Annotated in this window: 14 protein-coding genes; 6 read left to right on the top strand and 8 right to left on the bottom strand. The window is 69.7% G+C overall.

Going from position 1 to position 20,246, the window contains the following annotated elements; genetic code table 11:
* Positions 1–3: 3 nt before the first annotated feature.
* Together BLT45_RS12130 and tldD are read left to right on the top strand one after the other, a co-directional pair.
* Complete coding sequence (locus BLT45_RS12130; protein WP_093300232.1) at positions 4–3,834, top strand: YhdP family protein; 3,831 nt, start codon at positions 4–6, stop codon at positions 3,832–3,834.
* Positions 3,835–3,892: 58 nt separating this feature from the next.
* Entirely contained in the window at positions 3,893–5,335 is a 1,443-nt protein-coding gene (gene tldD, locus BLT45_RS12125; protein ID WP_093300221.1) for a metalloprotease TldD, read from the top strand.
* A gap of 23 nt (positions 5,336–5,358) precedes the next feature.
* Here tldD and yjgA read toward each other — a convergent pair whose 3' ends face one another.
* Positions 5,359–5,910, bottom strand: coding sequence for a ribosome biogenesis factor YjgA (gene yjgA / locus BLT45_RS12120; RefSeq protein ID WP_093300206.1), 552 nt, complete (start codon positions 5,908–5,910; stop codon positions 5,359–5,361).
* A gap of 96 nt (positions 5,911–6,006) precedes the next feature.
* Here yjgA and pmbA point away from each other — a divergent pair, with 96 nt between their 5' ends.
* Entirely contained in the window at positions 6,007–7,365 is a 1,359-nt protein-coding gene (gene pmbA, locus BLT45_RS12115; RefSeq protein WP_093300204.1) for a metalloprotease PmbA, read from the top strand.
* A 114-nt stretch (positions 7,366–7,479) separates the two neighbouring features.
* A complete protein-coding gene (locus tag BLT45_RS12110; protein WP_093300203.1) occupies positions 7,480–7,857 on the top strand; it encodes a DUF4870 domain-containing protein in 378 nt (125 codons plus the stop codon).
* 69 nt (positions 7,858–7,926) lie between these two features.
* Here BLT45_RS12110 and BLT45_RS12105 read toward each other — a convergent pair whose 3' ends face one another.
* The 3 genes from BLT45_RS12105 to tilS are packed head-to-tail and all read right to left on the bottom strand — an operon-like array spanning position 7,927 to position 10,397.
* The gene (locus BLT45_RS12105) at positions 7,927–8,805 is read right to left on the bottom strand and encodes a polyprenyl synthetase family protein (protein ID WP_093300202.1); all 879 of its coding nucleotides are present in this window, start codon (positions 8,803–8,805) and stop codon (positions 7,927–7,929) included.
* Complete coding sequence (locus BLT45_RS12100) at positions 8,795–9,055, bottom strand: exodeoxyribonuclease VII small subunit (protein ID WP_093300200.1); 261 nt, start codon at positions 9,053–9,055, stop codon at positions 8,795–8,797. The genes BLT45_RS12105 and BLT45_RS12100 overlap by 11 nt, the downstream gene beginning before the upstream one ends.
* A gap of 43 nt (positions 9,056–9,098) precedes the next feature.
* The gene (tilS, locus tag BLT45_RS12095; RefSeq protein ID WP_093300187.1) at positions 9,099–10,397 is read right to left on the bottom strand and encodes a tRNA lysidine(34) synthetase TilS; all 1,299 of its coding nucleotides are present in this window, start codon (positions 10,395–10,397) and stop codon (positions 9,099–9,101) included.
* Between the two features lie 106 nt (positions 10,398–10,503).
* Here tilS and BLT45_RS12090 point away from each other — a divergent pair, with 106 nt between their 5' ends.
* Positions 10,504–11,457, top strand: coding sequence for a GAF domain-containing protein (locus BLT45_RS12090; RefSeq protein WP_254771877.1), 954 nt, complete (start codon positions 10,504–10,506; stop codon positions 11,455–11,457).
* 6 nt (positions 11,458–11,463) lie between these two features.
* Here BLT45_RS12090 and BLT45_RS12085 read toward each other — a convergent pair whose 3' ends face one another.
* On the bottom strand, positions 11,464–11,652 hold the full coding sequence (locus BLT45_RS12085) for a hypothetical protein (protein WP_093300185.1): 189 nt from the start codon (positions 11,650–11,652) through the stop codon (positions 11,464–11,466).
* 103 nt (positions 11,653–11,755) lie between these two features.
* Positions 11,756–12,505 carry a tetratricopeptide repeat protein gene (locus BLT45_RS12080; protein WP_093300182.1) on the bottom strand — a complete coding sequence of 250 codons (750 nt, stop codon included), beginning with the start codon at positions 12,503–12,505 and terminating at the stop codon, positions 11,756–11,758.
* Positions 12,506–12,727: 222 nt separating this feature from the next.
* On the opposite strand from BLT45_RS12080, the gene BLT45_RS12075 reads away from it, so the two are divergent.
* Entirely contained in the window at positions 12,728–15,538 is a 2,811-nt protein-coding gene (locus tag BLT45_RS12075; protein WP_175455839.1) for a di-heme oxidoredictase family protein, read from the top strand.
* Positions 15,539–15,601: 63 nt separating this feature from the next.
* Here BLT45_RS12075 and BLT45_RS12070 read toward each other — a convergent pair whose 3' ends face one another.
* Together BLT45_RS12070 and dnaE are read right to left on the bottom strand one after the other, a co-directional pair.
* A complete protein-coding gene (locus BLT45_RS12070; RefSeq protein WP_093300173.1) occupies positions 15,602–16,561 on the bottom strand; it encodes an acetyl-CoA carboxylase carboxyltransferase subunit alpha in 960 nt (319 codons plus the stop codon).
* Positions 16,562–16,657: 96 nt separating this feature from the next.
* Positions 16,658–20,215, bottom strand: coding sequence for a DNA polymerase III subunit alpha (gene dnaE, locus BLT45_RS12065; protein WP_093300171.1), 3,558 nt, complete (start codon positions 20,213–20,215; stop codon positions 16,658–16,660).
* Between the last annotated feature and the right edge of the window lie 31 nt (positions 20,216–20,246).

The following is a 20,246-nucleotide window of genomic DNA, read 5'->3' as shown; positions in this document are numbered from 1 at the left end:
CTGATGCCCACGCCGCTGCGCCGCCGCCTGCGCCTGGCCCGCCGGGGTGCCGTGTACGGCATCGCGGTCGTGCTCGTGTGCATGGCCGTGGTGCTCGGCATCGCCAGCCAGGTGTTGCCGTTGGCCGAGCGCCATCCGGACCGCATCGCGGCCTGGCTCAGCGAACGCGCCGGCCGGCCCGTGGCCTTCGACGGGGTCAAGACGCAATGGACGCGGCGCGGGCCGCTGCTGCAGCTCGACGGCCTGCGCCTGGGCGAGGGCGATGCGGGAGTGCGCATCGGCCAGGCCGAAGTGTTGGTGTCGATGTATGGCGGCCTGCTGCCCGGACGTTCCTTCACCGAGTTGAGGTTGCGCGGCCTTGCCCTGACGCTGCAACGCGGCGACGACGGCAAGTGGTCGGTGCGCGGCCTGCCCGGCCAGCAGCAGGCGGGCGACGATCCGCTGAGGAGCCTGGAAGGCTTGGGCGAACTGCAGATCATCGACGGGCGCCTGGCCATCGTCGCACCGTCCCTGGGTTGGGATATCCAGGTGCCGGATCTCGATCTGCGCCTGCGCGTGCAGGGCGACCGCGTGCGTGCGGGTACGCGCGCCTGGATCCGCAAGGACGCGGCGCCGCTCAATGTCGCCGTGGACTTCGACCGCAAGGCCGGCGATGGCCGCGCCTACCTCGATGTCGTGGCCGACGACATCGGCGCCTGGGCACCGTTGCTGCGCTACGCCGGCGTGGTGGCCGAGCGCGGCAACGGGCGCGTGCGCGCGTGGACGGAGTTGCGCCGGCATCGCGTCGTGCTGGTGACGGCCGACGCCCAGCTGCGCCAGGTCGGTTTGCGGGGCGCGTCGCTGACGGCGTCCGCGGTGCCGACGCGGGTCGCTTTCGAACAGTTGGAAGGCCGCATGCGCTGGCGGCTGGTGAATGGCGGCTGGCGCCTCGATGCGCCGCGCCTGCGCGTGGGCAACGCGCCGGCGGTGCAGACGCTCGATGGCCTCGTGCTGGGCGGCGGCGAGCGCTACGCGTTGCTGGCCGACGAGGTGGACGCCGCGCCGCTGTTCGCCGTGCTGGGCTTGAGCGACAAGGTCGATCCGGGCCTGCGCCGCTGGCTGGTGCAGGCGAAGCCGGGCGCGCGGCTCGCACGGATCGCACTCGCGGGTCGACGCGACGGCGCGATGCATGGAGAAGGCACGCTGCGTGACATTTCGTTCGCGGCCGTCGGGGATGCACCGGGGCTCAGCGGCCTGGCGGGCGATTTCGATGGCGATGCCGCCGGTTTCCGCCTGAAACTCGATCCTGCCTCGCGCATGCGCTTCGACTGGCCCAGCGGATTCGCCGTGGTGCACGACGTGAGGCTGCAGGGCGACGTGCTGGGCTGGCGCGAAGGGCAGGGTTGGCGCATGGCCACACCCGCGCTGCGCGTGCAGGGCAAGGATTACGCGGCCGACGTGCGCGGCGGCATGTGGTTCCAGGGCGACGGCACGCGGCCTTGGATCGACCTGGCCGCCGATCTCGACGACGCGCCGGTGCCGGTGGCGAAGGGATTCTGGATCCATCACAAGATGTCGAAGGCTGCGGTGGACTGGTTGAATGGCGCACTGGTCGGCGGCACGGTCCGCGACGGGCGCGCGATCGTCACCGGCGACCTGGACGACTGGCCGTTCATCCATCAGAACGGCCGCTTCGAAGCCGTCGCCCGGATCGACGGCGGACAGTTCAAGTTCCAGCCCGACTGGCCGCAGGTGGAACAGGTGCATGGCGACATCGCCTTCATCGGCAATGGTTTCCAGCTGAAGGCGCGGGGCCAGTTGGCGGAGGTCGCGATCCCCGCGTTCGAAGCGGGCATCGCGGATTTCGGCAAGGGCGACCTGAAGATCACGGCGCGCACCGAGACCGACTCGGGCAAGTTGCTCGCGCTGTTGCGGCAGAGCCCGCTGCACAAGACCTACGGCGATACGCTGGACCACCTGCAGGCGAAGGGACCGGTCGCGGCCACGTTCGATCTGCTGCAGCCGCTGCACGCCGACGAACAGGCGCGCAAGAAGCTGGCAGGCACCGTTGAACTTAAAGGCGCGCAGCTAGCGGAGAAGCGCTGGGATCTGGTGTTCGACAACGTGCGCGGTAAGGCGAAGTACGACGACGGCGGCTTCGCATCGGGGCCGTTGCAGGTCGTGCACGACGGGCAGGCCGGCGTACTCGGATTGCGCGCGGGTAGCGGTACGCGCGACCGCAACCAGGCATTCGAAGCGGATCTGTCCGCCGTGGTGGATGCCGATCGCCTGCTCGACCGCGCGCCCGAGATGGCCTGGCTGAAGCCGTACATGGACGGCCGGTCGGCGTGGACCGTGGGGGTGAACATCCCGCGCACCACGACGGGCAAGCCCGAAGCGCCCACGCAGTTGAACCTCACCTCCGACCTAGTGGGCACGGCGATGAGCCTGCCGGCACCGTTGCGCAAAGCGGCTGCATCGCCGCTGCAGACGACCGTGCGCGCGCCGCTGCCGATGGGCAGCGGGCAGATCGATGTCGCGTTCGGCGACCTGCTCGCGCTGCGTGCACGCGCCAGCAACGGCCAGACCGGCGTGCGCGTCGTGCTGGGCAGCAACGAAGTGAAGGACGCCGCACCCGCCTCCGGACTGATCGCCACCGGCCGTGCCGGTACGCTGGATGCGATGGAGTGGGTCGCCCTGGCCAAGGGTGGTGGCGAAGGCGGATCGCTGCCCTTGCGCCATATCGACGTCACCGCGGAACGGCTGCTGATGATCGGCTCGGTGTTCCCCGATACGCGCCTGCAGCTGGCGCCCGCGCAGCAGGCGCTGGCGGTGTCGCTGGATGGCGAAGCGCTCTCCGGTGCGTTGCTGGTGCCCGATGCGAAGGGCGCTGCGATCGCCGGCAAGCTGGCGCGCGTGCACTGGCGCAAGGCGCCCGCGGCCGATGCCGGCGGTGCCGCCACGGCCGCGCGGGGCGCGACGGACGACATCGATCCGGCCGGTATCCCGCCGCTGTCGCTGGACATCGAGGACCTGCGCTTCGGCGATGCGCAGCTGGGCGCGGCGAAGCTGCGCACGCGCCAGCAGGCCGATGGCATGCATGTGGACCAGTTGCAGCTGCGTTCCCCGGGCCAGCACATCGACGTGAGCGGCCAGTGGACCGGCACGGGCGATGCGGCCCGCACGCGGTTCGCCGCCGACGTGAAGAGCGAGAACTTCGGCGTGCTGCTGGATGACCTGGGCCTGGGCGACCGCGTCGGCGGCGGCCACGGGCAGATCACCGCGGAAGCGGGCTGGCCCGGCAGTCCTGCGGCGTTCCGGCTGGCCTCGCTGGAGGGCAGCGTGAAGCTCGCCGCGCGCGATGGCCACCTGCTGGAAGTGGAGCCGGGTGCGGGCCGCGTGCTCGGCCTGCTGAGCGTGGCGGAAGTGCGCCGGCGGCTGATGCTGGACTTCAGCGACTTCTTCTCCAAGGGCTTCGCCTTCAACCGCATCGACGGCGACATCCGCATCGCCGGGGGGCTGGCGCGCAGCGACAACCTGGTGATCGACGGCCCGGCCGCCGAAATCCAGATCCGCGGCGACACCGACCTGCGCAGCGAGCGCTTCGACCAGACCGTCGACGTGAAGCCGAAGTCCGCCAATGTGCTCACCGCCGTCGGCGCGGTGGCCGGCGGCCCGATCGGCGCAGCGGTGGGCGCGGTGGCCAATGCGGTGTTGAAGAAGCCGCTGGCCGAGATGAGCGCCAAGACCTACCGCGTCACCGGCCCGTGGAAGTCGCCGAAGGTCGAAGTCGTGGGCCGTGAGCAATCGCGCGTCGTCAACGACAGCCGGACCGATTCCGCCGGCGCTCCCTGAACCGGCCCGGCGCGCGGCCGCCTTGCCGTCGGCGTCCTCCACCCCCATTGTGATGTCCATGACCCTGCCGATCGCGCTCGCCGAATCCCGTCTCCTGCTGCCCGCCGGGCTGGCCTCCTCCAGCCTCGACCGTGCGTTCGGCGCCCTGCTGGGCCCCGGCGTCGATTTCGGCGACCTGTATTTCCAGCATGCGCGCCGCGAAAGCTGGACGGTGGAGGACGGCATCGTCAAGGACGGTGCGCACTCCATCGAACAGGGTGTGGGCGTGCGCGCGATCTCGGGCGAGAAGACCGGCTTCGCGTACTCCGACGACATCAACGCGCAGGCGCTGCTCGGCGCGGCGAAATCCGCACGTGCCATCGCCCGCGACGGTGCCGCGCATGCACCGCGCACGCTGGTGCGCAGCGAAGGTCGCGCGCTGTACGCCAGCGACGATCCCATCGATGCGATGGGCAACGAGGCGAAGGTCGAGGCGCTACGCGCGGTGGACCGTTTCGTGCGTGCGGCCGACCCGCGGGTGAAGCAGGTAACGGTCAGCCTGGCCGGCGGCATCGACACGGTGCTGGTGGCGCGCAGCGACGGCGTGCTCGGCGCGGACGTGCGGCCACTGGTACGCCTCAACGTGCAGGTGATCGTGGAGCAGAACGGACGCCGCGAATCCGGTTACGCCGGCATGGGCGGCCGCTACGGCTATGCGGACCTGTTCGCCGACGGCAAGCCGGAAGACCTGGCGCGCGAAGCGCTGCGCCAGGCGCTGGTGAACCTCGAGGCGATCGATGCGCCGGCCGGCATCATGCCGGTGGTGCTGGGCAGCGGCTGGCCGGGCGTGCTCCTGCACGAAGCCGTCGGCCACGGCCTGGAAGGCGACTTCAACCGCAAGGGCACCAGCGTGTATGCCGGCCGCATCGGCCAGCAGGTCGCGTCGAAGGGCGTCACCATCGTCGACGACGGCACGCTGCCGGGGCGCCGTGGTTCGCTCAACATCGACGACGAAGGCACGCCGACGAACTGCACCACGCTGATCGAAGACGGCGTACTGGTGGGCTACATGCAGGACTCGCTCAACGCGCGCCTGATGGGCATGGCGCCGACCGGCAACGGCCGGCGCGAGTCGTTCGCGCACCTGCCGATGCCGCGCATGACCAACACGTACATGCTGGCCGGGCAGGACGATCCGGAGGACATGATCCGCTCGGTGAAGAAGGGCCTGTACGCGGTCAACTTCGGCGGTGGCCAGGTCGACATCACCAGCGGCAAGTACGTGTTCTCCGCCACCGAGGCCTATCTGATCGAGGACGGCCGCATCACCGCACCGGTGAAGGGCGCCACGCTGATCGGCAACGGCCCGGAGACGATGCAGAAGGTGAAGATGGTCGGCCACGACCTGGCGCTGGATGCCGGCGTGGGCGTGTGCGGCAAGGACGGACAGAGCGTGCCGGTGGGCGTGGGCCAGCCGTCGCTGCTGATCGAAGGCCTGACGGTGGGCGGTACGAAGGCGTGAACACGCGTCGCGACGCGATGCCCTCAGTCCTCTTCGCCCGCGCCTTCGTCGGATTCCGCACCCTCGAGCACGTCCCGGATCTCGCGGAAGAGTTCGCGGAACGCACGCGGCGGCTTGTTCTTCGTACGTTCGTCGGTGGCGTTGCGGACCAGCTGGCGAAGCTTCTGGCGGTCGGCCGTCGGGAATTCACCCAGCAGGTCGGCCAACGCGTCGTCGCCGCCGGACAGCAGGCGGTCGCGCCACTGTTCGGCGCGATGCAGCAGGGCCGTCTCGCGCCGCGCCGCTTCACCGCCTTCATCCATCGCATCGCGGATGGCTTCGAGCACCTCGTCTTCCTCGCGCCGCATCTGCTTGGCGAGGAACTGAAGCTGGCGCTTGTGGGCGATGTGCGACGTGATGCGCTGCGTTTCCACGATGTGCGGCATCAGTTCCTCGGGGATCGGCAGGCGCGCCAGTTGCGCGGCCGGCAGGGCCACCAGCTTTTCGGCCAGGCTGCGGATCTCCAGGGCCTCGCCCCGCTGCTGGGTACGGCTCGGGCTATGGAATTCGCCGGTTTCGGGGTCGCGTCCGCGCATGGTGAAGCCTCACTATCGCTTCCGCATCGCGCGGAAGCCTGACCAGGGTACCGATCCGGCGCCATCGCGCGGATCACAGGACACAAGGATAAAGCATTGAACGCCACCCTCCCGACCACCGCCGACGACAGCCTTGCGCGGCTGGAACGCCTGGAATCGCTCTCGCAGCGCCTGCTGGCGCGCGCGAAGGCGGCCGGCGCCACCCAGGCGGAAGTCAGCTGCAGCGAAGAAACCGGGCTCAACGTCAACGTGCGGTTGGGCGATGTGGAGACGGTGGAATCGACCCGCGACCGCGGCATCGGCGTGACCGTCTACTTCGGCCAGCGCAAGGGCAGCGCCAGCACGGCCGATCTGCGCGAGGAAAGCCTTGAAGCCACGGTCGAGCAGGCCTGCGCGATCGCACGTTTCACCGAGGACGACGAAGCCGCCGGCCTGGCCGACGCGGCGCTCATGGCGCGGGAGTTCCCGGACCTGGACGTGTGGCACCCCTGGGCGCTGGACATGGACCAGGCGGTCGACCAGGCGCTGGCCTGCGAGGCCGCGGGCCGCGACCTGGACGCGCGCATCGCCAATTCCGACGGCGCCTCGGTCGGCAGCGGCGAGAGCCTGTCCGTCTATGCGAACTCGCATGGTTTCGTCGGCCGCGAACGCGAGACCCAGCACACCATCGGTTGCGCGCTGATCGCCGGGCAGGGCGACGCCATGCAGCGGGATGGCTGGTACAGCACGGCGCTGTCTCACTTGGCGCTCGAAGCGCCGGACGTGATCGGCCGCAAGGCCGCCGAGCGCACGCTGGCCCGCCTGCAGCCGCGCTCGCTGGCGACCGGCCAGCATCAGGTGCTGTTTTCGGCGGAAGTGGCGCGCTCGCTGGTGGGGCACCTGCTCGGTGCGATTTCGGGCGGTGCGCTGTACCGGCGCGCCAGCTTCCTGCTGGACCACGTCGGCCAGCGGATCTTTCCGGACTGGTTCGCCATCGAGGAGCTTCCGTTGCTGCCGCGCGGCCTGCGCTCGGCCGCGTTCGATGCCGAAGGCGTGGCGACGAAGCGGTCGCACATCATTCGCGACGGCGTGCTGGAACGCTACCTGCTGGGCAGCTATTCGGCGCGCAAACTCGGCCTGCAGACCACGGCCAACGCCGGCGGCGTCCACAACCTGCAGGTGAAGGCCAACGCGGGCGGTTTCGATGAACTGCTCGCGGGCATGGGGACTGGTCTGCTGGTCACCGAGTTGATGGGGCAGGGCGTGAACGGCGTGACCGGCGACTACTCGCGCGGTGCAGCCGGCTTCTGGGTCGAGGACGGGGCCATTGCCTACCCGGTCGACGGCGTCACCGTCGCCGGCAACCTCAAGGACGTGTTCGCCCGCATCGAAGCCGTGGGCACCGATGTCGACCGGCGTTCGCACGTGGCCATCGGATCGGTCCTGATCGGCCGGATGACGGTGGCGGGCGAGTGATCGGGGCCGGGGAGCCCCTGACCGAAACCGACCCCGATTGCCGTTATCCTTGACGAGGGGCACCTGCGGCGGAGCCGCGGGGTCCGACCACCATCACTTTCCGGGGAATCTTGAATGAGCGAATTCGACAACGTCACCGCACCGCCGCCGCCGCCGACCGGTACCGCGCCGCAGGAAGACCGCACCATCGCCCTGCTGACGCACCTGTCCGGCATCCTGTTCGGCTTCATCGTGCCGTTGATCATCTGGCTGGTGAACAAGGACAAGACGGACAAGGGTTGGCTGAACGACCAGGCCATCGAGTCGTTGAACTTCCAGATCACCGTCTTCATCGCTTTCGTGGTGTCGTGGATCCTGGCGTTCGTCCTGATCGGCCTGCTGCTAATGCCGCTGATCGGCATCGCGAACCTGGTGCTGTGCATCATCGCCGGCATGAAGGCGAACAACGGCGAGGCCTACCGCTACCCGTTCGCGCTGCGCCTGATCAAGTAACCGGCGCGCGTACCGCCCATGAAAAAGCCCGGCATCGCCGGGCTTTTTCTTTGCCGCTCGCCGCACGATTCAGTGCGAGCGGCGCACGGTCAGTTCGCCCAGTGCGCGCAGGGTATCGGCACGCGCGTCGCAGGGTGCCAGGGCGGCGCGCATGGCGTCGGCCAACTCCTCGAGCTTCGTCTTCGCGCCGTCCATGCCGAGCAGGGCGGGGTACGTGGATTTCGCCTGGGCCTGGTCCTTGCCGGCGGTCTTGCCGAGCTGTTCGGAACTGGCTTCGATATCGAGGATGTCGTCGCGGACCTGGAAGGCCAGGCCCAGCGCCGTGGCGAAATCGTCCAGCCGCGCGAGCAGGGCGGCGTCCGCGCCGCCGGCCAGCGCACCCATCCGCACCGAGGCGCGGATCAGCGCGCCGGTCTTGAGCGCATGCATGCGCTGCAGGGCATCCAGCGACTGCAGCGTGCCGGTGGCATCGATATCCAGGGCCTGCCCCCCACACATGCCGGCGACGCCCGAGGCCTGCGCGAGCGTGGCCAGCCAGTCGACGCGCAGCGCGGCCGATGCCGCCGCCGTGGCCAGGTACTCGAACGCCAGGGTCTGCAACGCGTCGCCGGCGAGGATGGCCGTGGCTTCGTCGAAGGCGACGTGCACGGTCGGCTTGCCGCGACGCAGATCGTCGTCATCCATCGCGGGCAGGTCGTCATGGACCAGCGAATACGCATGGATCAGTTCCACCGCCACCGCAGGGGCGTGCAGCGTGGCGTCGTCGGCACCGACCAGCGCGCCGCTGGCGTAGACGAGCAGCGCGCGCATGCGCTTGCCGCCGCCGAGCACGGCGTGGCGCATCGCGGCGTGCAGGCGCTGCGGTGCCACGTCCGCTCGAGGCAGCGCGTGATCCAGGTAGTCTTCCAGGCCCGCCGCCCAGGCGGCGAAGCGGGGATCAGCGGCCATCGGGCGCCGGGGCGAAAGGCTCGCCGTTCTCGGGCTGTTCCGGGTCGCTGAGCAGCCTGACCCGCAGTTCGGCCTGCTCCAGCGCGCTCTGGCACTGGCGGTACAGGCCGACGCCGCGCTCGTACGCTGCGAGCGACTCTTCCAGGCTCATGTCGCCGTGTTCCATCTTGTCGACCAGCTTCTCCAGTTCGTCCAGCGACTGTTCGAAGTGGGCGACGGGAGAGGCGTCGGGGGTGTTCTTCTTGGCCATGCGGCAAGTGTGGGGATCGGCCCCGGCCAGGTCAACGCGGCATTCAGCCGCGCTGCCAGGCGAGGCGGGCGCCCTGCGCGCGCAACCATGCATCGCCGTCCGCGGAGAGCACGAGATCGCCGGCGGCCCACAGCCGGTCCTGGCGCCACAGCAGCGGCAGGTGGCGACGCTCCCAGGGCGGCACGCCGAGCGACTGCAGCACGTCCTTCAGCGCGTGCGTGTGCGACCGCCCCGGCAGGGTGATGCGTTCGCCTCCCCGGCGCGGGGTGAGCGTCATCGGCAGGTCGAAGCCCGTGCCGTCGCTTTCCAGCACCAGCCGGCCGCCATCCGGCAGCAGGCAGGGCGCGGCGCCATCCCATTCGGTCTGCCAGCCGTCCGGCAACGCGGGGCGGAGGCGCTCGGCGTGCAGCAGGTCGCGCCAGCGCCGGACGACGGCGCCCTGCCATGCGAACGTGGCCTGCGCGTCGGCGCGTGCGTCGAGCAACTGGGCCTCGATGTGCGCCACGCCCTCGGCGGGCAGCGGCGGCAGCGACAACGTGGCGATCCAATGTCGCAACGTACGCGCGCGCTGCGCGGCACTCGCCGCCTGCAGCGGCGCGATGCGCAGCGCGGCGGGATCCGCGGTGGCGGCACGCGCCAGCCACGACGCGTCCTGTTGCGCCAGCAGGGCGGCCGTGTCGGCGCTCAGTGCGGCACTGCGTGCGAAGGCGGCCGCCGCATGCGGCCAGCGCTGTTCGAGCACCGGCAACACCGCGTGGCGGAGGAAGTTGCGGTCCAGGTCCGTGTGCGCATTGCTGGGATCCTCGATCCAAGTCAGCGCATGCGCGCGTGCGTAGGCCTGCACCTCGCCGCGCGGGGTCTCCAGCAGCGGCCGCCACAGCCATCCCGGACCGAACCTGCGCCACGCCGGCATCGCCGCTAGGCCGTCCGGTCCGGAGGCGCGCAGGGCGCGGAGCAGGAAGGTTTCCGCCTGGTCGTCGCGGTGATGCGCGGCGGCCAACAGGTCGCCCTGGTCCATGGCTTCGGCGAACGCGGCGTGGCGCGCATGGCGTGCGGCGGCTTCCAGGCCTTCGCCGCGTCCCCGGTCCACCTGCACGCGGACGGTACGCAACGGCACGTCGAGCGCGTGACACACGCTCGCGCAGTGCGCCGCCCAGGCATCGGCCTCGGGCTGCAGGCCGTGGTGCACGTGCAGCGCGGAAAGTCCGTGGCGCCTGATCGCGGCGTCGTGGGCGAGCCGATGCAACAGCACGGTGGAATCCAGGCCGCCGCTGAAAGCGACCCACACGTGGCCGGCGGCGCGTGCGGGCAGCAGGTCCAGCGAGGAAGAGGCGGCATCCATGCGCGCATGCTAACGGGCGCAGGCCATCCCGCGCACTGTGATGGACGTTCGGTTTTACGTGCGCGTTGACGGGATCTGAACCGGCACGCCGCGACCATGGACGCGATTGCCCCACAGGAGCCTCCGTGAAGCCGACCGATACCGCCGACCGCGAACGCGCGCGCCAGCACACGCTGGATCGCTACCACGCCTCGACACGCTGCCGAGCACGGTCTACGACGACCTGGTCGCGCTGGCCGCCGCGGTCTGCGGGACGCCGATCGCGGTGGTGTCGCTGATCGATCGCGAGCGCCAGTGGTTCAAGGCGCGCATCGGGCTGGACGGACACGAGACCACGCGCGACACCGCCGTCTGCGACCATGCGATCCGGCAGCCGGAGGAACTGCTCGAAATCCCGGACCTCGTCGAAGACACCCGCTTTTCCGGCTTCCCCATCGTCACCGGCGACGTGAAGGCGCGGTTCTACGCCGGCATGCCGCTGGTCGCCGGCAGTGGCGAAGCCCTGGGCACTGTCTGCGTGGTCGACACCCAGCCACGCCAGTTGAACAACCAGCAGAAGGCGTCGCTGCGCGCGCTGGCGCGGATCACCGCGACGTTGCTCGACACCCAGCGCGCGCAACACGAGGGACAGGCGCTCGTGGCGCTGCAGGGCGAGGACGCGGCGCCCGTCGCCACCGAGGCCTACAGCGTGGTACTGGTCGAAGTACAGGGCATGGCCGACGCCGCACGGCGGCTGGGTGAGCGCACGCTGGAGAAGACCCTGCAGGGCCTGGAGCCGGTCTTCGATGCCTGCCTCCACCACGCCGAGGGCGACCACGTCAGCCGCGTGACCGACAGCGCTGAGTTCGTCGTGCTGCTGAAAGGCGGTGACGTCGCGGCGCGGATCGAGGCCCTGCGCACCGCGGCGCGCCAGGCCGGCCAGCGGCAGGGGCTGGTGTTGCTGGTCGGTGCCGCGGCATCCCACTCGGCGGACGATGCGCTGATGCAGGTGTACCTGCGCGCGGAGGGCGATCTCAGCGACCAGAAGGATGCGCTGGCCAGCGGACGCCAGGCGGCCTGACGGAACTCAGCGCACCCGCTGGAGGATGACGATGAGCGCCGCGATCCAGCAGGTGCTCACGAACAAGCCGAGCACGAGGTGCTGGCTGACGCCTGTGCGGTGGAAACGCCAGCGGTTGACGCCCAGCGCGACCAGCACCGGCAGCGTGAACAGCACCGCCGGCAGCAACCACCACGGCAACGACAACAGGTCCATGACGGTCCTCCCATCGGGCGGACGACGCCCCACCCGGTGATCGCATCATCCTGCGGGACAGCGTCGCCCGCATTGATCGCGATCAACCGCCCGTCGGGGAGGATCAGCGCGCCAGCGTGGCGAGTTCGCGCTTGGCCACGTCGATCCAGTCCTGCTGCTCGCGGCGGTAGTAACGCGGCGCGGCATCGGAGCGGTCGAGGATTTCCTGGAACACGGCGCGTGCGCGGCCGTCCTCCCCGGCGCGCCTGAGCAGCAGGCCGAAGCGGGCGCGCGCCTCTTCACCGGGATAGCCCTGCACGACGGCTTCGTACTCGTGGATCGCGGCTGTGGCGTCCCCGGTGTCTTCGACCGTCCGCGCATAGAGCAGGTGGCCATCGGCGGAACGGAAGGACGGATTCGCGGCGATCAGCGCATCCAGGGTGGCGCGCGCCTTGGGCGAATCGCCCAGGCCGAACTGCGCCTTCGCCAGCCCGAGCATTAGGTCCGGATCCGTGGCGTACAGGCCCTTCAGCGCCTGCTCGTACAACTCCGCGGCATGCGCGTAGTCGCCGCTGCGCAGGCTTTCCTCCGCCAGGCGGCGACGGTTCTGCGGTGTGTCGGCCGCTTTCAGCAGCTTGGCCGCATCACGCCGGTCGCGTTCGGGATCGATGCGGTTCCGCACGCTGCGGACGGTGCGGCGCGCCGACGGGTTGTGGCGCAGGTCCGGGAGGATCTCGGCGATGAAGTACACGATCACCGCGATGAAGGAGAACAGCAGCAGGATGAAGACCCAGTACAACGGGCGCCCGGTGCGGACCACGTGCACGCAACAGGCGATCTGCAGGGCGAAGGACAGCAGGAGGAGTGGGCTCATGCGGACGTGCGGGCGCCGGAGACGGGGCGCCCAGCATCGGGCATCCGCGTCGCGTGCGCCAGCGCCGGTCCGGCGCGGGTTGTGCGGCGAGGGTCACAGTGACGGGCGACGCGCTCTGCGACGATGCCGCGTCCTGCTTCGGATGGCGGGCCGTGTCGCCTCGGGGAGCGAGGCCGCGGCACCGCCGACGTTCCCCACGCGTCCCCAAGGAGTTGGTCCCCGATGCATGTCCTCCTCGTACGTGCGTGGCGTCGCCGCGCATTCGCCGTGCTCGCCGTGGCCTCGCTGGCCGCCTGTTCCGTGCAGACGGAGGAGGCCGGCGAGGAGGCGCCGTTCTGGAGCCGCGCCCGCCCGATGCTGGCATCGCAGGCGGCCGCGCAGAGGGTCGCATCCGGCGCACCCGTCGCGGCGGCCGCGCCACAGAACATCGATGTCGACCCGGTGCCATCGGGGCGCTACCGCGTCGCCAGCGTGCTCAGCGGCCTGTGCATCGAGATCCGCGACGGCAGCGTGGCCAACGGCACGCCGCTGGTGCAGTCGGCCTGCGATGCGACCTTGAACCGCCAGTTCTTCGATATCGCCGAAACCGCGACGGGCCAGTACCGCCTGCGCAACCTGCATACGCAGAAATCCGCCGACATCCCGGGTGCGTCCGGCGCCGACCACGTGGTCGTACAGCAGTGGGACGACAACGGCAGCGGCGCGCAACGCTTTCGCCTGCAACGCATCGACGCCAGCGACCGTTACCGCATCGTCAACGTCAACAGCGGAAAGTGCCTCGGTGTCGTGGGTGCCTCAGCCAGCGCGGGCGCTTCCCTCGAACAGGTCGCCTGCGTGGCGGTGCCCGCCCAGCAATTCCACCTCGGCGCCGGCGAGCCGCAGCCGGTGCGGCAGAACGGATCGCATCCGATGTTGCCGCCCCCGCCGCCGGTGCCGCCTTCGGCCAACTACCAGCCACTGCTGTGGCCCGACGAGGCCGCGCCGGTCCAGTACACGCAGGACGACGGCACCCTGGTCACCCACGTCGGTGGGCGCGTGCGTGACCGGCACGCGCGCGAACCCATCGTCGACGACAGCTACCAGGTGTTCCCGCCGCATTACTTCGAGCGGCGCACGCACGAGATCATCATCCACGACGATGCGGTGCCCGGCACGTCCGGCGAGCAGCGCATCCTGACCATCGTGGTGAAGCCGCAGCACTACTGGTACGGCACCAACTTCCGCCACGGCTATATCGGGCGACGCAGCGAAGATCCGCTGGAGCCGACCTCGGTGGCGCTGTACGCCGACAACGGCGGCATGAAGCTACTGCCCGGTGGCGTGGCCACACAGACGCCGATCCCCGGTTACGCGCAATTCGGGCAGGATCCGAACGCCAACTACACGCCGCCCGCGGGCGCGCCCGGCAACGCCTTCGTGCTGGTGAAGGAAATCCGCACGGCCGCCAACGACGCGCACCGCGCGCTGCGCAAGGGCGACCTGGTGGAGTTCGAGCTGGGCATCTTCCTGGCCGGCAACCCCGACATCATCGGCCGCTTCAACTACTACGCCGAGGCACTGGTGTATCGCGCCGGTTCGCACGGCATCGTGTCGTGGTTCCGCGGGCCGGGTTACGGCGTGCAGCGGCCGTTGGATTCGCTGGCGATGCCGGACGAGGCGCTCAGCGCCGGTGCGTGGATGACGTTGCACGAGGACACCTCCAACGAGCCCTACCGAATGTTGCAGCAGGCCTCGCACAACATCGCCGGCTACAACATGCAGCCCTGGGCAGAAGGGCGTCGGCTGATCCACACCTCGTTCGCGAGCGGTCGCCACTCGGAGGAAAGCAACACGGTCTTCACCGCGCACGCCGGCAAGACCGCGCCGCACTTTTCGCAGACGCGCTGCGTGGACTGCCACACGGGTAATGGCCGCAGTTCGCCGGCGGCGGGCGCGCCGTTGAACCGGCTAGGCGTGTTCGTCGGCATCGCCGGTGCGGGCACCCAAGCGGCGGATCCGCGCTTCGGCCTGCGCCTGCAGCAGGGCACTTATCGCGAGGCCGGCGCCACGCTCGACGGCCGCGAAGCGGAGCTGGTGCTGACCGGCTACACCGAACTGCCTGGCCGCTACGCCGATGGCAGCGCCTATGTGCTGCGCCGGCCGAACTACGCGCTACGTGATCGCGCGGGACAGGCGCTGGCGTTGCCGACGGCCCTGTCGGTGCGCGTGGCATCTTCGCTGGTCGGGTTGGGCCTGCTGGAAGCCGTCCCGGAGCAACAGCTGGAGCGCCTGGCGCTGGCGCAGCAGGGCGATCCGGACGGTGTCGCCGGCCGGCTGCAGATCGTCGCCGATGCGCGCGACCCCGGCGTCAGCCGCGTGGGTCGCTTCGGCTGGAAGGGTGGCAGTGCGACGCTGGAACAGCAGGCCTCGCTGGCCTTCAACACCGACATGGGCGTGGCCTCGCCGCTGATGCCGTCGCTGGAATGCGCGCGCGGCAGCGAAGGTGCCGCTTGTGCGCAGGCCAACACCGGCGGCGCGAAGCTGACCGCCGCCGACATCCACCAGACCACGCTCTACCTCAGCCTGCTGGGCGTACCGCCGAAGCGCGATTTCGACAATCCGCTGGAGCAGGACGCACAGGCACGCGCGCGCCAGCTGCGGGTCAGGCGCGGTGCCCAGATGTTCGAAGCCGCGCGCTGCGGCACCTGCCATGCGCCGGAACTGCGCACCGGGCACCACCGCTTCGTCGAGCTGCGCTACCAGACGATCCGGCCGTACACCGACCTGCTGCTGCACGACATGGGGCCGGAGCTGGCGGATACCTATGTCGAGGGGCGCGCCACCGCGCGCGAGTGGCGCACGGCGCCGCTCTGGGGCCTGGGCCTGGCCGCGACGATCGATCCGAACGTGCGCTACCTGCACGATGGACGTGCGGCCACGCTGGACGAGGCCGTGCTGTGGCATGGCGGGCAGGGCGCCGCCGCGAAGCAGCGCTTCGAGGCGATGAGCGCGGAGGATCGGCGCGCGCTGGTGGATTTCCTCAAATCGCTCTAGGCCGCACGGACAAAAAAAGCGCCGGACGAACCGGCGCTTCGACAGGACTGCGGAGGAGGTCGCTCAGGCCGCTTCGTACGCCCCGTAGCCGCGCAGGCGCGCATAGCGCTTGGCCAGCAGTTCCTCGACGGGCAACTGCTCCAGCGCGTCGAGTTCATTGAGCAGCACGGCCTTGAGGCGCACGGCCATCTGGCGCGGGTTGCGATGCGCGCCGCCGATGGGCTCGCGCACGACCTTGTCGACCAGGCCCAGCGCGCTCAGGCGCTTGGCGGTCAGGCCCAGTTGCTCGGCGGCATCCTTCGCCTTGGCGGCATCCTTCCACAGGATCGACGCGCAGCCTTCGGGCGAGATCACCGAATACGTGCCGTACTCCAGCATCAGCGTGCGGTCGCCGACACCGATGGCGAGCGCACCGCCGCTGCCGCCTTCGCCGATCACCGTGCAGATGATCGGGATCTTCAGCTCGGCCATTTCCATCAGGTTGCGGGCGATGGCTTCCGATTGGCCTCGCTCTTCCGCGCCCACGCCCGGGTATGCGCCGGGGGTATCGATGAAGGTCAGCAGCGGCAGCTTGAAGCGCTCGGCCATCTTCATCAGGCGCAGCGCCTTGCGATAGCCCTCCGGACGCGGCATGCCGAAATTGCGCGCGATCTTGCTCTTGGTGTCGCGGCCCTTCTGGTGGCCGATGATGACCACGCTGCGGCCGTCGATGCGGCCCAGGCCGCCGACGATGGCGGCGTCGTCGGCGAACGCGCGGTCGCCGGCCAGTTCCTGGAACTCGTCGCAGAAGACCTTGATGTAGTCCAGCGTGTAGGGACGCGCCGGGTGGCGCGCCAGCTGCGAGACCTGCCACGGCGACAGGTCGCGGAAGATCTGCGCCGTGCGGATGCGCAGCTTGTCCTGCAGCGCGTGCACCTCGGCATCGACATTCACCGCCGGCCCGGTGCTGGCGGCGCGCAGATCCTGGATCTTGGCTTCCAGATCGGCGATGGGCTGTTCGAAATCGAGGTAGTTCGGGTTCATCTGCGGGCCATGGGCCGGAAAGGGGGAAGTGTAGCCGAAGCCACCCGACGGTCACGTACGGGGGGGTAGGGCGGTGACGCGGCGCACGGCCCCGCGTCAGTTGGCCCAGGGGCGGTAGAACGCGGGCTTGGCGGTGCGCACGCCGGGCATGGCCCGCAGCGCATCCAGCAGTTCGGCGTCCACGCGCACGGCCTTCTGCCCGTTGAGGTCGAGCATGCCGGCGATCGTGTTGCCGCCGGCGCCCATCAGCAGGTCCAGGCGCAGCGGCGTACCGCCGGGGCGATGGCGCGACAGCAGCGCGTCGACGCGTTCCCACAGGCCGGGCACGCGCAGGTCGAGGCGCAGCTGCAGGCGTTGCGCGTGCTGCTGGCAGAGCGCGGTGTAGTCCCACACCTGGCGGATGCGCAGGCTGTAGCCGCCGCTGAATTCGTCTTCGCGCAGGCCGCCCTTGATGACCAGCACACGGTCGCGCGTCATCAGCGCGCCGAATTCGTTCAGCGCATCGGAGAACGCGCTGCATTCGATGCGGCCACGGCCGTCTTCCAACTGCACGAACACCTGGCTGTCGCCCTTGCGGCGCACGCCGACCACCTGGCCGGCGACGATCGCGTTGACTTCGGGGCGCCAGCCTTTCTTCTCCCCGCTGGAACCGCTCGTCCAGATACGGTCGAGTTCGCTCAGGTCGCTGCCCACCAGCGAGCGCAGGTCCTCGCGATAGGGATCCATCGGATGGCCGCTGAGGTAATGGCCCAGCGTCTCGCGCTCGCCGTGCAGCTTCTGGGTGAGCGGCCATTCGTCCGTTACCGGGAGCTCAACATGGATGTCGTCGCTGCCGGCACTGGCGCCGAACATGTCGACGATGCCCGCATTGCGGTTCTTGGTGATCTGGTCGATCGCCTTCAGCACTTCCGGCAACTGCAGGGCGAGCGACGCCCGGTTGCGGCCGAGGGCATCCAGCGCGCCGGCGTTGATCAACGCTTCCAGCGCCCGCTTGTTGAGCTTGGAGGAATCGACGCGCTTGCAGAAATCCAGCAGGTCGCGGAATGCGTCGCCATTGCCGCGCGCCTCGACGATGCTCTCGCACACGCCCTGGCCCACGCCCTTCACCGCGCCCAGGCCGTAGCGCACGGTGTTGGCGTCGGTGGCGACGAACATGAAGGCCGAATGGTTCACGTCCGGCGGCAATACGTTCAGGCCGAGGCCGCGCGCTTCGTCGAGGAAGCCGACCACCTTGTCGGTCTTGTCCATGTCCGACGACAGCGTGGCAGCCATGAACTCGGCGGGGTAGTGCTTCTTCAGCCACGCGGTCTGGTAGGCGACCAGCGAGTACGCGGCGGCGTGCGACTTGTTGAAGCCGTAGCCGGCGAACTTCTCCATCAGGTCGAAGATCTCGTCGGCCTTGCGCTCGTCGACGCCGCCCTTCGCCGCGCCTTCGCGGAAGATCTCGCGCTGCTTGGCCATTTCGGCCGGGACCTTCTTGCCCATCGCACGGCGAAGCAGGTCGGCGCCGCCCAGCGAGTAGCCGCCGACGATCTGCGCCATCTGCATGACCTGCTCCTGGTAGACCATGATGCCGTAGGTCTCTTCCAGCATGGTCCTGGTGCGAGGGTCGGGGTAATCGAACTCCTCGCGCCCGTGTTTGCGCTCGACGAAGGACGGGATCATGTCCATCGGGCCGGGGCGGTACAGCGCGTTCAGCGCGATCAGGTCCTCGAACCGGTCGGGCTTGGCTTCCTTCAGGGCGCGGCGCATGCCCGAGGATTCGAACTGGAACACCGAGCCGGTGTTGCCGTTGGCGAACACGTCGCGGTACACGCTGGCGTCGTCGAGCGGGATCGTGGCGATGTCGACCGGCGTGACGCCCAGGTGCGCGCGGCGCGCGTTCACCGCCTTCACCGCCCAGTCGATGATCGTCAGCGTGCGCAGGCCGAGGAAGTCGAACTTCACCAAGCCGACGGCTTCGACGTCGTCCTTGTCGAACTGGGTGACCGGGTTCCTGCCGCGTCCGCCTTCGTCGTGTTCGGCGAACAGCGGGCAGAAGTCCGACAACGGCGTCGGCGCGATCACCACGCCGCCAGCGTGCTTGCCGGCGTTGCGGGTCAGGTCTTCCAGCTGGCGCGCGAGGTCGATCAGGTCGCGGACGTCGTCCTCGTCGCGGTAGCGTTCGATCAGCTCCTGCGACGCCATCTCGCTGCTGCCTTCACCCATCGCATCCTTCAGCGTCACGCCCAGGATGTTCGGGATCAGCTTGGCGACGCCATCGACCAGGCCGTACGGGAAGCCCAGCACGCGGCCGGCGTCGCGCACCACGGCCTTCGCGGCCATGGTGCCGTAGGTGATGATCTGGCTGACCCGGTCGCGTCCGTACTTGCGCGCGACGTAGTCGATCACTTCGTCGCGACGGTCCATGCAGAAGTCGATGTCGAAGTCGGGCATCGACACGCGTTCCGGATTGAGGAAGCGCTCGAACAGCAGGCCGTAGGGCAACGGATCAAGATCCGTGATCTGCAGCGCCCACGCCACCAGCGAGCCGGCGCCCGAGCCGCGGCCCGGTCCGATCGGGATGCCGTGGCTCTTTCCCCACTGGATGAAGTCGGCCACGATCAGGAAGTAGCCGGGGAAGCCCATCTTGCAGATGGTGTCCAGCTCGAAATCCAGCCGCTTCTCGTAGTCTTCGCGGGTATGGCCGGGCGCGAGCGGGTTCTTCTCCAGGCGCGCCTTCAGGCCGTCGTGCGACAGGTTGCGGATCCAGCTGTCCAGCGTTTCGTCGTCCGGCACCGGATACGCGGGCAGGAAATACGTTCCCAGGCGCATCTCGATGTTGCAACGCTGGGCCAGCGCCACCGTGTTGTCGATCGCGTCGGGCACATCGGCGAACAGCTCGGCCATCTGCGCGGCCGACTTCATGTACTGCTCGGGGCTGTAGTCGCGCGGTCGCTTGGGATCGTCGAGCACGCGACCCGAGGCGATGCATACGCGCGCCTCGTGCGCGTCGAAGTCGTCGGGGGAGAGGAAGCGCACGTCGTTGCTGGCGATCACCGGCAGGCTGCGCGTGCCCGCCGCTTGCAGGGCGAAGGCGTTGAAGGCCTCTTCGCCATCGCGCTGCGTGCGGGTCAGTTCCAGGTGCAGGTCGTCGCCGAAGCTGCGCTGCCAGTCGGCGAGGTGCTGCTCGGCCAGGTCATGGCGTCCACCGAGCGCCATCCGGCCGGCCAGGCTCTGCCGCCCCATCAGCGCGAACAGGCCCGCATGGTCCTGGCGCAGCCACTCCGGGTCGATCGCCACGCCATCGGTGCGGTGGCCTTCCATCCAGGCGCGGGTCAGCAGGCGCGACAGCGACAGGTAGCCGTCGCGATCTCGGCACAGCAGCGTGACCGTCCACGGGGCCTCGTTGCCTTCAGCGACGAGCAGGTCCGCGCCGGCGATGGGCTTCAGGCCCACGCCTTCGGCCGCCTTGTAGAACTTCACCAGCGCGAACAGGTTGTTGCGATCGGTGACCGCGAGCGCGGGCATGCCCAGTTCCACCGCGCGGCTCAGCAGGTTCGCCTGCTTGGCCTTCTTCGGGTCGGCCTGCTCCGGCTTCTCGGGCACGCGGATGATCGAATCCGCCAACGAAAATTCGGTGTGCAGGTGGAGATGGACGAAACGGGAGGACATGCCGGCTCGGGGTACTGTGGGGCCAGCGTAA

Origin of the sequence: Pseudoxanthomonas sp. CF385 (assembly GCF_900104255.1) — a bacterium.
In the GTDB taxonomy this organism is placed as follows: Bacteria; Pseudomonadota; Gammaproteobacteria; order Xanthomonadales; family Xanthomonadaceae; genus Pseudoxanthomonas_A.
The sequence above is the reverse complement of the archived record's forward strand: the minus strand, read 5'-3'. Positions and strand labels throughout refer to the sequence as shown.

Coding starts and splice junctions, on each gene's coding strand:
- yjgA (WP_093300206.1), bottom strand. CDS start 5,910: ATGCGCGGACGCGACCCCGAAACCGGCGAATTCCATAGCCCGAGCCGT.
- BLT45_RS12100 (WP_093300200.1), bottom strand. CDS start 9,055: ATGGCCAAGAAGAACACCCCCGACGCCTCTCCCGTCGCCCACTTCGAA.
- BLT45_RS12085 (WP_093300185.1), bottom strand. CDS start 11,652: ATGGACCTGTTGTCGTTGCCGTGGTGGTTGCTGCCGGCGGTGCTGTTC.
- BLT45_RS12110 (WP_093300203.1), top strand. CDS start 7,480: ATGAGCGAATTCGACAACGTCACCGCACCGCCGCCGCCGCCGACCGGT.
- tldD (WP_093300221.1), top strand. CDS start 3,893: ATGACCCTGCCGATCGCGCTCGCCGAATCCCGTCTCCTGCTGCCCGCC.
- BLT45_RS12075 (WP_175455839.1), top strand. CDS start 12,728: ATGCATGTCCTCCTCGTACGTGCGTGGCGTCGCCGCGCATTCGCCGTG.
- tilS (WP_093300187.1), bottom strand. CDS start 10,397: ATGGATGCCGCCTCTTCCTCGCTGGACCTGCTGCCCGCACGCGCCGCC.
- BLT45_RS12105 (WP_093300202.1), bottom strand. CDS start 8,805: ATGGCCGCTGATCCCCGCTTCGCCGCCTGGGCGGCGGGCCTGGAAGAC.
- BLT45_RS12130 (WP_093300232.1), top strand. CDS start 4: ATGCCCACGCCGCTGCGCCGCCGCCTGCGCCTGGCCCGCCGGGGTGCC.
- dnaE (WP_093300171.1), bottom strand. CDS start 20,215: ATGTCCTCCCGTTTCGTCCATCTCCACCTGCACACCGAATTTTCGTTG.
- BLT45_RS12080 (WP_093300182.1), bottom strand. CDS start 12,505: ATGAGCCCACTCCTCCTGCTGTCCTTCGCCCTGCAGATCGCCTGTTGC.
- BLT45_RS12070 (WP_093300173.1), bottom strand. CDS start 16,561: ATGAACCCGAACTACCTCGATTTCGAACAGCCCATCGCCGATCTGGAA.